The 14,622-nt window shown below is 66.7% G+C and carries 15 protein-coding genes; 4 read left to right on the plus strand and 11 right to left on the minus strand.

The features are described from left to right. The 4 genes from MTX35_RS18805 to MTX35_RS18820 form a co-directional block, all read right to left on the minus strand. The gene (locus MTX35_RS18805) at window positions 1-588 is read right to left on the minus strand and encodes a TlpA disulfide reductase family protein (RefSeq protein WP_243596415.1); all 588 of its coding nucleotides are present in this window, start codon (window positions 586-588) and stop codon (window positions 1-3) included. Then, window positions 581-1,243 (minus strand): histidine phosphatase family protein, encoded by a 663-nt coding sequence (locus MTX35_RS18810; protein ID WP_243596416.1) that lies wholly within the window; start codon window positions 1,241-1,243, stop codon window positions 581-583. Before MTX35_RS18810 ends, MTX35_RS18805 begins: the two co-directional genes overlap by 8 nt. Before the next feature lie 52 nt (window positions 1,244-1,295). Further along, window positions 1,296-2,615, minus strand: coding sequence for a glutamate-1-semialdehyde 2,1-aminomutase (gene hemL / locus MTX35_RS18815; RefSeq protein ID WP_243596417.1), 1,320 nt, complete (start codon window positions 2,613-2,615; stop codon window positions 1,296-1,298). A gap of 69 nt (window positions 2,616-2,684) precedes the next feature. Continuing rightward, window positions 2,685-3,119 (minus strand): DUF1707 domain-containing protein, encoded by a 435-nt coding sequence (locus tag MTX35_RS18820; protein WP_243596418.1) that lies wholly within the window; start codon window positions 3,117-3,119, stop codon window positions 2,685-2,687. 76 nt (window positions 3,120-3,195) lie between these two features. On the opposite strand from MTX35_RS18820, the gene MTX35_RS18825 reads away from it, so the two are divergent. Then, window positions 3,196-3,714, plus strand: coding sequence for a pyridoxamine 5'-phosphate oxidase family protein (locus tag MTX35_RS18825; protein WP_243596419.1), 519 nt, complete (start codon window positions 3,196-3,198; stop codon window positions 3,712-3,714). 123 nt (window positions 3,715-3,837) lie between these two features. Here MTX35_RS18825 and MTX35_RS18830 read toward each other — a convergent pair whose 3' ends face one another. The 4 genes from MTX35_RS18830 to MTX35_RS18845 are packed head-to-tail and all read right to left on the minus strand — an operon-like array spanning window position 3,838 to window position 7,581. Beyond that, a complete protein-coding gene (locus tag MTX35_RS18830) occupies window positions 3,838-4,422 on the minus strand; it encodes a hypothetical protein (RefSeq protein WP_243596420.1) in 585 nt (194 codons plus the stop codon). 42 nt (window positions 4,423-4,464) lie between these two features. Then, complete coding sequence (bioD, locus tag MTX35_RS18835; RefSeq protein ID WP_243596421.1) at window positions 4,465-5,163, minus strand: dethiobiotin synthase; 699 nt, start codon at window positions 5,161-5,163, stop codon at window positions 4,465-4,467. Then, window positions 5,160-6,281: an 8-amino-7-oxononanoate synthase gene (locus MTX35_RS18840; protein WP_243596422.1), complete on the minus strand. Its 1,122-nt coding sequence runs from the start codon at window positions 6,279-6,281 to the stop codon at window positions 5,160-5,162. Before MTX35_RS18840 ends, bioD begins: the two co-directional genes overlap by 4 nt. 25 nt (window positions 6,282-6,306) lie before the next feature. Continuing rightward, a complete protein-coding gene (locus tag MTX35_RS18845) occupies window positions 6,307-7,581 on the minus strand; it encodes an adenosylmethionine--8-amino-7-oxononanoate transaminase (protein ID WP_243596423.1) in 1,275 nt (424 codons plus the stop codon). Window positions 7,582-7,665: 84 nt separating this feature from the next. On the opposite strand from MTX35_RS18845, the gene MTX35_RS18850 reads away from it, so the two are divergent. Genes MTX35_RS18850 through MTX35_RS18860 form a run of 3 tightly spaced genes read left to right on the plus strand, consistent with a single transcriptional unit; the run spans window position 7,666 to window position 11,273 of the window. Further along, window positions 7,666-9,009 (plus strand): serine hydrolase, encoded by a 1,344-nt coding sequence (locus MTX35_RS18850; RefSeq protein WP_243596424.1) that lies wholly within the window; start codon window positions 7,666-7,668, stop codon window positions 9,007-9,009. Window positions 9,010-9,055: 46 nt separating this feature from the next. Next, complete coding sequence (locus MTX35_RS18855; protein WP_243596425.1) at window positions 9,056-9,262, plus strand: inositol 2-dehydrogenase; 207 nt, start codon at window positions 9,056-9,058, stop codon at window positions 9,260-9,262. Window positions 9,263-9,305: 43 nt separating this feature from the next. Then, a complete protein-coding gene (locus MTX35_RS18860; RefSeq protein WP_243596426.1) occupies window positions 9,306-11,273 on the plus strand; it encodes an acyl-CoA dehydrogenase in 1,968 nt (655 codons plus the stop codon). Window positions 11,274-11,286: 13 nt separating this feature from the next. Here MTX35_RS18860 and MTX35_RS18865 read toward each other — a convergent pair whose 3' ends face one another. The 3 genes from MTX35_RS18865 to MTX35_RS18875 form a co-directional block, all read right to left on the minus strand. Then, window positions 11,287-12,084 carry a cyclase family protein gene (locus MTX35_RS18865; protein WP_243596427.1) on the minus strand — a complete coding sequence of 266 codons (798 nt, stop codon included), beginning with the start codon at window positions 12,082-12,084 and terminating at the stop codon, window positions 11,287-11,289. Beyond that, window positions 12,084-13,259, minus strand: a complete 1,176-nt coding sequence (locus MTX35_RS18870) for a sorbosone dehydrogenase family protein (RefSeq protein ID WP_243596428.1) — start codon at window positions 13,257-13,259, stop codon at window positions 12,084-12,086. The genes MTX35_RS18865 and MTX35_RS18870 overlap by 1 nt, the downstream gene beginning before the upstream one ends. Window positions 13,260-13,382: 123 nt before the next feature. Continuing rightward, window positions 13,383-14,600 (minus strand): sorbosone dehydrogenase family protein, encoded by a 1,218-nt coding sequence (locus MTX35_RS18875; protein ID WP_243596429.1) that lies wholly within the window; start codon window positions 14,598-14,600, stop codon window positions 13,383-13,385. Window positions 14,601-14,622: the final 22 nt, after the last annotated feature.

Below are 14,622 nucleotides of genomic sequence, written 5' to 3' on the forward strand. Positions count from 1 at the left end.
TCACGGCTGCACTGGCTCCTCGGCTGCGACGCGTTCGACGACGGGCTGCAGGTCCTCGGCGAGCAGCTCACGCAGGAACACTGCAGCGACGCGGTGCTGTCGGTCGAGCACGATGGTCGTCGGGATGACGGAGGTGGGGACGCCACCGAGCGCGTTGAGGGTGCGCATCGGCGGGTCGTAGATCGAGGAGTAGCTCACGTTGTTGCTGACGACGAAGTCCTGGGCGGCGGTCTGCGACTCGTCGCGCACGTTGATCCCGAGGAACTCGACGCCGAGGGACTTGGTGGCCTCGTAGACCTCTTCGAGGTCGTCGGCTTCACCGCGGCACGGTCCGCACCACTGACCCCAGACGTTGAGAACTACGACGTCACCGTCGTAATCCGACAGGGAGGTCGTCTTGCCCTCGGTCATCAGGTCGGGCCCGGACAGCTCGCCGATGGTGCCGCGCTCGTCGGGCTCGTAGAAGATGTCGGTCTTGCCACCGGGCGAGACGAACTGGAAGGTGCCACCCTGAGCAACCGCGTCGGTGCCGGTCGAACATCCCGCGACCAGGGCCACTGCGAAGAGCGCGAGCAGAAGCCTACGCACCGGAGATCCTCGGATCGGACGCTCCCGCTGGCTCGGAGTAGACGAGGTCGACGAGCTGGTCCCCCTCGTAGACCAACGAGGTCAGCGACGCGAGACCGCATTGACGATTGCGCGGGTCGTGCCAGAGCCGGTCGCCCTGCAGGAAACGGCGCAGGGTCCACACGGGTAGTTGGTGGCTGACGCAGACGGCCTCGTGCCCGACGGCTTCGACGCGGGCCGCGTTGACGGCGGCGAGCATGCGGTGCGCGATCTGCAGGTACGGCTCGCCCCACGACGGGGTGAAGGGATCGCGAAGCTTCCACCAGTGCCTGGGCCTGCGAAGCGCTCCGTCACCGACGGCGACGCGCAGCCCCTCGAATTCGTTGCCTGCCTCGATGAGGTTCTCGTCCTCGGCGATGGTCAGGCCGTGAGCCGCGGCGATGGGTCCGGCGGTCTCCTGGGCGCGCAGGAGCGGCGATGCAACGACGTGGGTGATGTCGTGGCCGGCGAGAGCGTCCGCGACCGACCTGGCCTGAGCCTGGCCGGTCACCGACAGCTTGAAGCCCGGCAACCGCCCGTAGAGGATGCCCTTGGGGTTGTGCACCTCGCCGTGCCGGAGGACGTGCACGATGGTGCGCGTCGTCGAGTGCGGATGTGCTGCGGGGGCCTCGGTCACGTCGGGGTCCTGTTTCTCGGTAGTCGGGTGGTGAATCAGTTCTGGGTGGACGTCACTGGGGAGCCGTGGCGGCTGCCGCAGCCTTCGCGGCGGCGGGGGCGGCGTCGGCGATGATCTCGAAGGCGCGGTCGTCGAGGGCCGCGGAGACGAACCAGGCCTCGAATGCGCTCGGCGGCGGGTACACGCCGCGGGAGAGGAAGGCGTGGAAGAACGCCGGGTATCGCCACGTCTGCGCGGCCTTGGCCTGCGCGTAGTCGGTGACGGGTCCATCGGCGAAGAACACACTCACCATAGTGCCCGCGAACTGGACGTGATGGGTGACGCCTTCGGCGGTGAGGGCGTCGCCGAGCAGTGTTCCGAGTCGCTGCGAGTTGTTCTGCAGCTTCTCGTAGACGGCTGCGTCGGCCAGTTGCAGGCTCGTCAAACCGGCGGCGACGGCGACGGGGTTACCGCTGAGCGTGCCCGCCTGGTACACCGGTCCGGCCGGCGCGAGGTAGGCCATCACGTCCGCTCGACCACCGAATGCGGCGGCCGGAAGCCCGCCGGACATGACTTTGCCGAACGTGTAGAGGTCGCCTGCGACGCCGTCGATGCCGTACCAACCGGCTGCGCTGACGCGGAATCCGGTCATCACCTCGTCCATGATCAGCAGTGCGCCCTGCTCGGTCGCGAGGCGGCGCAGGCCCTCGTTGAACCCGGTGACCGGCGGAATTGCGCCCATGTTGCCCGCGGCTGCCTCGGTGATGATGCATGCGATCTGGCCGGGGTTGGCCGCGAAGGCAGCAGTCACGGCATCGAGGTCGTTGTATGGAACGACGATGGTGTCCGACGCCTGAGCGCCGGTCACTCCGGGTGAGGTCGGCAACCCGAGCGTCGCGAGCCCGGAGCCTGCGTCGGCGAGGAGGGCGTCGACGTGGCCGTGGTAGCAGCCGGAGAATTTGAGGATTTTCGTGCGGCCGGTGAACCCGCGGGCCAGGCGCACTGCGCTCATGGTCGCCTCTGTGCCCGAATTCACAAGGCGAACCTGGTCGACGGGGCCGACTCGACGCACAATTTCCTCGGCCAGTTCGATTTCACGCTCGGTGGGCGCACCGAACGACAGACCGGTCGATGCCGCTTTCTGGACGGCCTCGACGATGGCCGGGTGGGCGTGTCCGTGGATCATCGGGCCCCAGGACGAAATGAGGTCTACGTAGGACTTCCCGTCGGCGTCGGTCATCGTGTATCCGCTGGCGCGGGTGATGAATCGAGGCGTTCCGCCGACCGACGCGAATGCACGCACCGGGGAGTTCACGCCGCCGGGGATCACCTCGCTTGCACGGGCGAACAGCTGGGCCGATACGGGGGCGTCGTCGCCGGGAGAAACAGTCACATCGTCCAGTGTCCCAGGTTCGGCGAAATCACCAACTACAGGGCGTAATAATGGGCTCGCCCGACGGCATCAGTCCTCGTCGGCTTTCTTGTCCTCGGGCATGAACACCATCGCGATCAGGATGACGCCCCAGATGCCGAGCGGCCACAGAGGCCAGTAATTAGTCGGCTCGCCATCGGAGATCCACTGAACGGCCCAGATTCCGTTCATGATGACGGCACCACCGAACCACCAGCGCCATTCGTCGAGGTACTCGCGCCACTCGCTCGTCGTCTGGGAGACGTCCGTTGCCGTCGATTTCTCGGCGGCAGGCAAGTCGCGAACGACCTCGGCCAAGTCACCGCGAGTCCTGGACGCCCACACCGCGTCGAGGCGTTGTTCGTACTCGACCAACGTCAGGCGGCCCTCGCCCATCGCCAGTCCGAGTGTGTCCACGACGACCTCACGTTCGTCGTTACTCACACGCAGGTCCAGCCGGTTGTCCTTGTCGAGATTCTTCGCCATCCGCAGGCTCCTCACCACGAAGTCCGTTTTGCCAGTTTATAGGTTCGGCAGTCAGAACACCGGGTAGTCGGTTTGGATGACAAATACAGACCATGGCACCGACGGCGTCACCAAAGTCGCCGAATTGATGTCCGAAGCCGGACTCTGCATGTTCACCACCGTCGGCCGAGACGGCCATCTCATCTCGCGTCCGATGGCGCTGCAGGAGGCCGAGTTCGACGGCGATCTGTGGTTCTTCGCCGCCCATGACTCCCGCAAGGTGCGCGATATCGCGGCGAACCCGACGGTCAACGTCTCGTTTCAATCCGGTGAGGGTTGGGTGTCGTTGTCCGGCACAGCGGCCGTGGTCGAGAACGACACCAAGGCCGAAGAGCTCTGGAACACCCGAGCGGCCGCGTGGTTCGAGAAGAACCCCGATTCACGCGAGGTCGCCTTGATCCACGTGGCCGCCGAGGGAGCCGAGTACTGGTCCACCCCTGGGTCGAAGGTGTCGAACCTGTTGGCCTATGCCAAGGCGAAGATCACCAACGAGCGGCCGGACCTCGGCGAGCACGAGGTCGTCGAACTCGAGTTGCCGCACACTTCGACCGACTAGTTCTACTGGTGCCGGGCTGCCGTCGGGGGCACGTCCGGATTGCCGGTCACGGCCGGTTCACCTGCTTCGATCCGGTCGACATTCGAACTCCGGGCTATCTCCGACGGCAGCAGCGTCTCGCTGTCAGTTCGTGCGGTGGTGTCCGTTGTCCCTGCGTGGGTCGACGGTGTCGCGAACCTTTTCCCCGGTGCTACGCGGGTCGGTGCTCGTGTGCGCGTCAGCATCGTGAGCAGCGGTGTTTCGTGCCCCGGCGTTGTGCTGGCCGGGGTAGGTCTCGTTGATGTCTGCCCCGCTGTGGTGCGCCTGCCCGTGATCGTCGAGCCGGCCGGTGTTGTCCGTGTGTGCGGCCTTGGCACCCGATCGATGATCGACGTCCGGATCGAGTTCGTTCGCGCGAGCGAATTCGGCGTCCAGCTCATCGCGCGACTGCGCCGCAACACCCTGATGAGAGTGAGCCTGCTGCGCGAGCTTGTCGGCCTCGGCCGCTTTGACGTCTGCTTCGGCCTGGGCCCGGCGCGCCTTGGCCTCGCTCTCCCTGGCCAGCAACTCACGTTCCTCGACGAGTGCTGCCTCGTCGGCTGCCTTCTCGCGAATCTCGTTCGCTTCCAACCTCTTACGTTCCTTGCCCTTACGTGCCACGACGACGGCGAGGGCAACAACCACAAGTACGACGACTACTGCAACGATGATCCATACGGTGGTGCTCATTGGCGTACTCCCATGTTCTCGACTGCCGAACCGGCAGAAGATCTATGCCGGGTACCCGAGTAAAGAGTCGACAAACTCACCGAGAGCTCCGCAGGCGAGGTCCGCGAACTCGCTCGACGCCAGTTCACCCGCCCCCTCCGGAATGCAGGCCACGAGCTCGAGTCCCGTCACGAGCGGCAACTCGTCGAGGTTGACGTGTGCCGCCAGGCTCGGTTCGGCGGGCCACGAGCCGACCACCAGACCTGCGCACTCGATGCCCGCCGCCCGTACTGCGGACACCGTCAGAGCGCTGTGGTTGAGCGTCCCCAGCTCCGCGCCGGTCACGATCAGAACCTGTGCCTCGACCGCGCCTGCTGTGTCGAGCACGGTGAACCCGTCTGCGCCCAGGCGCACCGCAACCCCGCCCGCACCTTCGACCAGAACGAGGTCGTGGTCTGTCTCTAGGTCGCGCACCGCGTCGATGACAGTGCCGAGTTCGAGCATCGGCAGTCCCGATCGGCGGGCCGCGACGTCCGGAGCCAGCGGCTCCGGGTACCGCGCCAGCTCGACTCCGACCACCCCCGAAAGGCGGCGCACCACATCGATATCGGCTTCGTCCGGGTAGTCACCTCCGACGCCGGTCTGCGCCGGCTTGCACACCGCCACCGTCCACCCGCCTGCCCGCGCGGCCGCTGCGATCCCCGCCGTCACCACGGTCTTGCCGACGCCGGTGGACGTTCCGGTCACGACCAGAACCGTCATCGCAGCACCTGCGCCAGGACCGACGCGGCACGGTCGATGTCGGAGTCGGTGAGATCGGCGCGCGCGGTCAGTCGCAGTCGAGACCCGTCGGCCGGAACCGACGGCGGCCGAAAGCACCCGACGCGGACGCCGAGGCCGAGGCAGTCACCGGCCGCGCGTACCGCCCGCTGCGCATCGCCCAGAATCACCGGAACCACCGCCGATGTCGTCGGTTCGACGCCCGCTGCGGCGGCCAGTTGCGTTGCTCGCACCCCGATCGAATGCACCCGGTCGGGTTCGCCGCGCAGGACGGTCAGCGCGGCCGCCGCTGCGCCGACGGAGGCGGGCGCGAGGCCGGTGTCGAACACGAAAGTGCGCGCACCGTGCAGTACCTGATCGCGAACTGCTGCCGACCCGAGAACGACGCCACCCTGCGATCCGAGGGCCTTGGACAACGTTGCGGTGATCACCAGGTCGGGTGCTCCGGCGAGACCTGCCTCGTGGACGGCTCCCCGGCCGCCGTTCCCGCGAACGCCCAATCCGTGCGCTTCGTCGACGACGAGCACGGCGTTGCGTCTCCGACACACCGCGTACAGCTCGGCCAGTGGCGTGAGATCGCCGTCGGCGCTGAACACCGAATCTGTCACCACCAGGGCCCGCTGTTCGGGACGCTCCCGCAACAGCTCGTCGACATGGTCGGTATCGCAGTGCCGAGCGACGGCCACTCGTGCCCGGGACAGGCGACAGGCGTCGATCAACGAGGCGTGCGACGCGGCGTCGGAGATCACCAGCGAATCTCGGCCCGCCAGCGCCGTCACGGTTCCGAGATTCGCGGTGTAGCCGGAGGAGAACACCAGCCCGGCCTCGGCTCCGACGAACTCCGCGAGGTCGCCCTCGAGGCGTTCGTGCGCCGTCGTGGTGCCGGTCACCAGCCGCGATCCCGTGGATCCGCCGCCCCACCGGCGCACCGCGGCGCAGGCTCCGTCGATGACGGCCGGATGCCGGGACAGGCCGAGGTAGTCGTTCGATGCCAGATCGAGGATCGATTCCTCGGCGGCGGCACGGGCGACGACGACCCGCTCGAGGCCGGCCTGGCGCCGGGCGTGTGCGGTGTCGTCGAGCCAATCGAGAGCGGTCATGGCAGCGACCATACTTGAACGCTGTTCAAGTATGGTCGCGCGCCACCGCCACCATGGCGTCGGCGATGGTCGCCACCTCGGCATCGGTGCAGATGAACGGTGGCATCGCGTACACCAGCCGCCCGAACGGCCGCAGCCACACTCCCGCATCGACGGCCGTAGCCGTGGCCCGTGCCATGTCAACCGGACGATGCATCTCGAGGACGCCGATGCCGCCGAGAACGCGCACGTCGGCGACCCCCGCGAGCGCCCGGGCGGGCGCGAGGCCGTCGACCAGGCCCGATTCCAGCCCGGCGACCTCGCCGCGCCAGCCCCGCGAGAGCAGCAGCTCCACCGAGGCCACCGCGATCGCGCACGCCAGTGGATTCCCCATGAACGTCGGCCCGTGCATCAGGCCTCCGGCCTCGCCGCCCGAGACCGTTTCGGCGACCTCGGTGGTGCACAGCGTTGCCGCCAACGTCAGATATCCACCGGTCAGCGCCTTGCCGACGCACATGATGTCGGGTGCGACGCCGGCGTGATCGGCCGCGAACAACTCCCCGGTTCGACCGAATCCGGTCGCGATCTCGTCGAAGATCAACAGCACGCCGTACTCGTCGGCCAGGCGGCGCAGTTCCCGCAGACAGCGCGCGTCGTGGAAGCGCATCCCGCCGGCACCCTGCACGATCGGCTCGACGACGATCGCCGCCAGTTCGCTCGCGTGCGCGCTCAGTATCCGCTCGAATTCGGCGATGTAGCCGGCATCGAACTCCGCGGGCGGCGCCGGAGCGAACACCTGTTTCGCCAGTACATCGGTCCACAGTGCGTGCATCCCGCCGTCCGGATCGCACACGCTCATCGGGGCGAACGTGTCGCCGTGATAGCCGCCGCGCCAGGTCAGCAGCCGAGTGCGACCGTTCTCGCCGCGTCCGCGCCAGTACTGCAACGCCATCTTCACCGCGACTTCCACCGAGACCGATCCCGAATCGGCGAGGAACACCTTGTCGAGGCCCGCGGGGGTGATCTCGACCAACAGCTCGGCCAGCCTGGCGGCGGGAGCGTGCGTCAAGCCGCCGAACATGACGTGACTCATTCGGCCCAGCTGATCGTGCGCGGCGGCGTCGAGCACCGGATGCCCGTAGCCGTGCACTGCCGCCCACCACGAGCTCATGCCGTCTATCAGTTCCCGGCCGTCGGCCAAGGTCAGCCGCACCCCGGATGCACGCTCGACCACCAGTGGCGTCGTGGTCGCCGGAAATCGGCTGTACGGGTGCCACAGATGATCGGAGTCGATTCGGCGAACGTCTTCGGAAGTCAGCACGCCACAGCACACTGCCACAGCGCCCGACAGCCGATCCCGACACTGGACCAGAGGCGAAATGTCCGAATCCATTAGCATCGCAACATGACGACGCGCACCATGACGAGACTCGTAGGGGCAGCCGCGGCGGCAACCCTGACCCTCGCCGCCTGCGGAGGCACGTCCTCAGCGCCCGTGTCCACCACGACCGCTCCGGCGTTCGTCGTGGACACCTCGACTCCCGTCGGGGCGCTCAACGACCGCATCCTGCAGTGGATCAACGCCGAGGATGCGCCCGACCCTGCCGAGGTCGAGGCCGTCACCGGTCCCGAGCTCGCCGAGGCTGTTGCACCGCTGGGCGGACTCGTCACACCACTCGAACAGTTGCGCGCCGGTGCACCGAATGTCGCCACGGGTTTCGAGGCCGGTCCGGATTCCGGCGTCCTGCACTTCACCACCGCCGGCATACCGGCCACGATCACGACGTCGATCGATGCCGAAGGCAAACTCGGCGGCTTCCTGGCTCGGCCGGACACCCCCACGATCTCGTCGTTCGACGATCTCGATGCTGCGCTGTCCGAGGTGGCTCCGAACTACTCCTACAGCGCGTCCCGGCTCAACGGCGGTGACTGCGAATCGATCTACTCCACCAACGCGGACTCGATGCTCCCCCTCGGGTCGGTGTTCAAGCTGTACGTCCTCGGCGCGCTCACCGACGAGATCGAGGCAGGCACCGTCCGATGGGACGAACAGCTCACCGTTCGTGACGCCACCAAGAGTGCGCCCTCCGGCGAGCTGCAGAATCTGCCCGACGGCACGACGGTGCCGGTCCGCGACGCGGCCGAGAAGATGATCTCGTTGTCCGACAACACCGCGACCGATCTGTTGATGGATCACCTCGGCCGCGAACGCGTCGAGCGTCAGCTTTCGATCATGGGTCATCACGATCCGTCGGTGATGACCCCGATGATGGACACTCGACAGTTCTTCGTCATCGGTTTCGGCGATCCGAATCTTCGATCCGAATGGGCCGATGCGGACCCCGACGGACGCGAGAAGCTCCTCGCGCAAGCCGATTCCCGGCAGCTGGACATCGACCTCGAGAACTTCCTCGACAATCCGGCGTCGGCCGACGGCGTGGAGTGGTTCGCCAACGCGCAGGACGTCTGTGCCGCGATGGGTTACCTGGCCACCGGCCCGGCAGCGGAGGAGAACCGTCGCATCCTGGCGATGAACCCGGGCGTGCAGCTCGACGCGGCGCTGTGGCCGTATTCGGGGTTCAAGGGTGGCAGTGCGCCCGGCGATCTGGCCGGCGCGTTCCTCGCCACCGACGCCTCCGGTCAGGACTGGATCGTCACCGAGCAGTTCCGCGCCGACGGTGCCATCGATCTGATTCCGTCGAGCTATGCGTTTCTCATCGCCCAGGAAGCCTTCGCACTGCTGAAGTGAGTGGGATTTGTAACATCGATGTTACTGCTGCATTACACTCGCGGTCGTGGAAGCACAACACGAACCAGCCCACTACGCGTGGCCGGCGGGCTTCAAAGAGTTCCTGGTCGGTGAGTTCACCGACTTCAGCCCCCTGGTGAACAGGGCTCTGGAGGACAACTGCGCGTCGCTGTTCCACGACGGTCCGTACGCGAAATCGGGCTTCTGGCGGTCCTGCCGGGCAGTGTTCCGAGAATTCGTCTGGCCGGTCTGACCTTCCGGCCTTCACCAGCGGCCGCAAAAGGTTACCGTCGAGTATGGCAACCACAACGGATCACCTTCGGAACACTCTGGACGGCCGCTGGCGAGATGTGAAGAACGAGGCGCGTCGGCAACTGGCCCGCGACGAATTCCGCCCGCACTACACGCCGAACACCGTCATCGCTCGCACCAAGGCGATGGAGCAGCTCAAGTTGCTCGCTGCCGCCGGTGCCGCCGACAACGGCTTCAAGAAGGAACACGGCGGAACCGGTGACGTCGGTGCCGCGGTGACGATGATCGAGATGCTCGCGATGAGCGATCTGTCTCTCATGGTCAAGGCAGGCGTTCAGTGGGGACTGTTCGGCGGTGCCATCGAGAATCTCGGCACCGAACGCCACCACGAGGCCTACGTCCCCAAGATCATCAGTCTCGACCTGCTCGGGTGTTTCGCCATGACCGAGACCGGACACGGCAGCGACGTGCAGTCGCTCGAGACCACCGCCACCTACGACCCGAAGACGGACGAGTTCGTCATCAACTCCCCCACGCCGTCCTCGCGCAAGGACTACATCGGCGGCGCTGCCGAAACCGCGACCGTCGCCGCCGTGTTCGCCCAGCTCATCACTGCGGGCCCGGGCGAGGAGCCAGAGGGCCACGGCGTGCACTGCTTCTTCGTTCCGCTCCGCGACGAGAACGGTGACGACCTACCCGGTGTCACCACCTCGGACTGCCAGTACAAGGGCGGTCTACCCGGAGTCGACAACGGCCGCCTCATGTTCGATCACGTTCGCATCCCGCGAGACAACCTGCTCAACAAGTACGCCGACGTGTCCGACGACGGTACGTACTCCTCCCCCATCGAGAACAAGTCTCGACGGTTCTTCACGATGCTCGGCACGTTGATTCGCGGTCGTGTCACAGTGGGCGGCAGTGCCGCCGCGGCCGCCCGCGTCGCCCTCGACATCGCCACGCGATACGCGTTGCAGCGCAGGCAGTTCGCCGCACCCGACTCCGATCAGGAGGTCCTGATCATGGACTACCTGGTGCATCAGCGTCGACTGTTCCCGCTCATCGCCAAGTCCTATGCGCTGCAGTTCGCGCAGAACGAGCTCGTGTCGAAGATGCACGAGCTGCAGACCGCGGACAGTCCGGACGCCGAGGAGCAGCGCGAGCTCGAGTCCAGGGCGGCAGGTCTCAAGGCCGCGAACACCTGGCACGCCACCGCGGCCATCCAGGAAGCTCGCGAAGCATGCGGCGGCGCAGGCTATCTCGCCGAGAACCGGCTGATCTCACTCAAGGCCGACACGGATGTGTTCACCACGTTCGAGGGTGACAATCATGTGCTGACGCAGCTGGTCGCCAAGGAGCTGCTCACCGCGTACGCGGACGACGTCAAGTCCATGAGCCCGGTCGAATGGGTCAAGTTCGCCGCCGACATGGTGGGCGACCGCGTCGTCAAACGCACTGCGGCCCAAGCGATCATGCAGACCATCCTCGATCGGCGCCAGGACAACGAGGAAGAGGGCTCGCTGTTCAACCGCGGTACCCAGGTCAAGATGTTCGAGGATCGCGAGGAGTACCTGCTCTCCACCGTCGCACGCCGGCTGCAGTCCAAGTCCAAGGAGACCAGCCCGTTCGAGGCGTTCAACGCGGTGCAGGATCACGTGCTCCATGCCGCGAGCGCGCACATCGACCGCATCATCTTCGAGGCGTTCATCGCCGGCATCGAATCGTGCGAGGATCCCGCCACCAAGGACCTGCTCGACGAGGTCTGTGACCTGTACGCGCTGTCGGTGATCGAGGCGGACAAGGCCTGGTTCATCGAGCACCGCTACCTGTCCACCGAGCGATCCAAGGCCGTGACCCGCGCCATCAACGAGCGGTGCCGGACGCTGCGTCCGCACGCCGAACTACTCGTCGACGGCTTCGGAATTCCCGACGCATTGGTCGGTGCCGCGATGCTCGGTGAGCCCGGTGCAGGTAGCGAGGAAGAGCCCGCCTCGAACCCCAGCCACGCGCACTGACGCGTAGCCGGGTTCAGCCGGGAACTACCGCGAAGACCCGGCAGGGACCGCCGGTCGCGCCCGCGTGCTTCGGCGCGCCGACGACGACCGTCGCCCCTGCCGGGGGCACCGCATCCAGATTTGCCAGTGCTTCGAGTCCGTATCGGCCGGCTCCGAGAACGGCTGTGTGCGCCGGGTATTGACGGTCGGTCATCCGGTCGAGGCTGAGTGTGTCGACCCCGATTCCGACGACGTTTCGCTCGTGCACCAACATCTGCGCCGCGTCGCCACCGAAGCCGGGGCCAGCACGCTCGGCAAGCCTGTGCTGCCATCGACTGTGCATCACCACCAACGCTCGGTCCGGAATACGGCCGTGCTCGCGTTCCCACTGCGCGATGTCCTCGGTCGTCACCACGGCGTCGGGATCAGCGGCCGCCCTGGCCGAGATGTCGACCACGACCAGCGGGGCGATCAGATCCGCCAGGGGCAGGACATCGGCTGTCGCGCCGCCACGAACGCGGTGCGCCGGGGCATCGATGTGCGTGCCGGTGTGCTCCCAGTACGAGAGCTTGTTGACCAGGAAGCCACCCAACTCGTAGGCCGCGACCGGACGCATCGAGAACGGTTCGTTGCCCGGCCACACCGGAAACGTCGGGCTCAGGGTGTGGGTCAGGTCGATCAGTCGGCCCGCCGGAATTGCCGACGCGACAACCGGTTCGGCGCGAACCGCTCCGGTCGCCGCGACGGTCAACGCGGCGGCTCCCAACGACCCGAACAGTGCCCTACGGCCGATTCTGCGGTGAACCGTCTCGATGACTTCCGGCCCGCACATCAGTCGGCAGCGGGGGTGACGAGCAGAACCTTGTCGTCGGATCCGTTGTCGGTGGTCAGCAGGAATGCTCCCGCGTCACCGAAGCTGGTGAGCGAGCGCAGTCGGCCGTAGGTGCCCACCAGAGCGTCCGCCTCGTCGACGTACTCCGTCCCGTCCTCGGAGAGCTTGAGAAACACGAGCTTCTCGTCCTGCTGACTCGATATCACCGCGGCCCCGTTCCAAGAACCCCATCCCGGGCCGTTCGTGAAGGTCAGGCCGGGCGTTGCGATGGCGGGGCTACCCGAGCTCCACACGGCGGCGAGCGCTCCGGGCACGCGGGTCGGATCGGTCATCGGTACCGACTCGTCGTAGATGAACGGGAGACGATCGGGGCGGTACCCGTAGTTGCCACCGGGCACCAGCAGGTTCATCTCGTCGTCCCGGCTGGTTCCTTGCTCCACCTCGTAGATCTGGCCGGTACCGGGCCGGATCGCCAAGCCCTGCACGTTCCGATGTCCCAGGGTGAAAATGCGATCCGGCGAACCCGCGGCGGCCGAACCGTCGGCGTCGATGTGCAGAACCTTGCCGCCCAACGAGTCCCGATCCTGCGGAACCGTCGGCGACGCAGTGTCTCCGGTACCGATGTACAGGGTGCCGTCGGGATGGGCCAGAATTCGGCAGCCGCCGTGACGACCGCCGTCGGCGACGGGAATGTCGTCGACGAGGGTGCCGGTGCGCGTCAGAGCGGTCCACTCCGGGTCGACGGTCCACGAGAGGACGGCGATGTGGTTGTCGCTGCCCCCGCCTGCACTACCGGTCCCGGCGCTACCGGTGCCGCCTCCGCCACCCTGTACGCCCTGGCATGTGTAGATGGTTCTGGATGCGGCGAAATCCGTCGCCAGGGCAATGCCCATCAGGCCGGTCTCGCCGGACGCGTACAGATCGTCGAGGTCCGCGGCGAGCTCGCGTGTCTCACCGTCGACGTCGCGGATTACGAACCGGCCGGCACGCTCACCGGTCAGCACCGTTCCATCCGGAGCAACCACCGCATCCCACGGTTTCGCGAGTCCGTCGAGCACCGTGGTGACCGTCAGACCGGGGAGCGGATCGGGCTGTGCCGTTGCGGCTGTCGAAGAGGCCAGCGTCAGGAAGACGCTGGCGGCGAGTACTCCGGAACTGGACACCAGCTTGTTCATCCACACTCCTGACGACGATCGGCGACCGGCCCGATATGACCGGTATCACATGATCTTAAACACACTCCGGAGGTGCCTCGCCGACTCACGACGCGATTCGTCACGCCCATCGGCAACCTCGGTTCAGCCGATCTCGGGCGTGACGAGCAGTACCTGATCGTCGGATCCGTTGTCGGTGGTGAGCAGGAAGCCGCCGTCGCTTCCGAAGGGGGTAAGCGAACGCAGCCTGCCGTAGGTGCCGTCCAGCGCCTCCGCCTCGGCGACGTACTCCGTTCCGTCCTCCGACAGTGCCAGGAAGACGAGTTTCTCGCCCTGCTGACTCGAGATCACCGCGGCACCGTTCCAGGAGCCCCACTGCTCACCGTCGGTGAACGTGACGTCGGGGGTGGCGATGGTCGGATCGCCCGAACTCCACACTGCAGGCAGGGCACCGGGAACCCGATCGGGGTCGGTCATGGGGACCGATTCGTCGTAGACCGACGACCGTCGATCGGGGCTGTAACCGTAATTGCCGCCCGGCACCAACAGGTTCAGCTCGTCGTCTCGTCTGGTCCCCTGCTCGACCTCGAAGATTTGATCGGTTCCGGGACGGATTGCCAGTCCTTGCACATTGCGGTGCCCGAGCGTGAAGATGCGATCCGGTGCATCGGCCGCGGCAGTGCCGTCTGCGTTGACGTGTAACACCTTGCCGCCCAGCGAGTTTCGATCCTGAGGCACACTCGGGCTCGCAGTGTCCCCGGTGCCGATGTACAGCGTGCCGTCGGGGTGAGCCAGGATGCGGCAGCCACCGTGACGCCCGCCGTCGGCGACGGGAATATCGTCGACGAGGGTTCCGGTTCGCGTCAGAGCCGTCCACTCCGGGTCCACGGTCCACGACATCACGCCGATGTTGTTACCTGCGTCGCCGCGCACACCCTGACAGGTGTAAATCGTTCGCGACACGGCAAAATCGGTGGCCAGTGCGATTCCCATGAGCCCGGTCTCACCGGCCGCGTAGAGATCGCCGAGGTCCGCGTCCAGTTCACGCTGGACTCCCGCCGAGTCGCGGATGACGAACCGGCCGGAGCGCTCCCCGGTCAGCACCGTGCCATTGGGAGCAGCCACCACGTCCCAGGGTTTGTCGAGACCGTCGAGCACGGTGGTGACCGACAGGTTCGGCAGCGGTCCGGCAGGCGCGCCCGGGGAGGGAGCAGCGTCGGAAGAAGAGCCCTGCGACGACGAGGTCGCGGACGACTCGGTCGGCTCTGCGCTATTACCCGGTTCGGAGGTGTCCGCCGAACAGGCCGCAACCAGGGCGACGCTCATGGCGATGACCACTGCGCCGGTGACCGGTTTCTTCACGAGCGCTCCTGACGATGTTCGG

This window comes from Rhodococcus sp. ARC_M12, from assembly GCF_022810385.1.
Classification (GTDB): domain Bacteria; phylum Actinomycetota; class Actinomycetes; order Mycobacteriales; family Mycobacteriaceae; genus Rhodococcoides; species Rhodococcoides navarretei.

What these genes read in the sequence shown, in the direction of transcription:
- MTX35_RS18820 (WP_243596418.1), bottom strand. Translation starts at nt 3,119, where the DNA reads ATGGCGAAGAATCTCGACAAGGACAACCGGCTGGACCTGCGTGTGAGT.
- MTX35_RS18825 (WP_243596419.1), top strand. Translation starts at nt 3,196, where the DNA reads ATGACAAATACAGACCATGGCACCGACGGCGTCACCAAAGTCGCCGAA.
- MTX35_RS18830 (WP_243596420.1), bottom strand. Translation starts at nt 4,422, where the DNA reads ATGAGCACCACCGTATGGATCATCGTTGCAGTAGTCGTCGTACTTGTG.
- bioD (WP_243596421.1), bottom strand. Translation starts at nt 5,163, where the DNA reads ATGACGGTTCTGGTCGTGACCGGAACGTCCACCGGCGTCGGCAAGACC.
- MTX35_RS18840 (WP_243596422.1), bottom strand. Translation starts at nt 6,281, where the DNA reads ATGACCGCTCTCGATTGGCTCGACGACACCGCACACGCCCGGCGCCAG.
- MTX35_RS18850 (WP_243596424.1), top strand. Translation starts at nt 7,666, where the DNA reads ATGACGACGCGCACCATGACGAGACTCGTAGGGGCAGCCGCGGCGGCA.
- MTX35_RS18860 (WP_243596426.1), top strand. Translation starts at nt 9,306, where the DNA reads ATGGCAACCACAACGGATCACCTTCGGAACACTCTGGACGGCCGCTGG.
- MTX35_RS18865 (WP_243596427.1), bottom strand. Translation starts at nt 12,084, where the DNA reads ATGTGCGGGCCGGAAGTCATCGAGACGGTTCACCGCAGAATCGGCCGT.
- MTX35_RS18870 (WP_243596428.1), bottom strand. Translation starts at nt 13,259, where the DNA reads ATGAACAAGCTGGTGTCCAGTTCCGGAGTACTCGCCGCCAGCGTCTTC.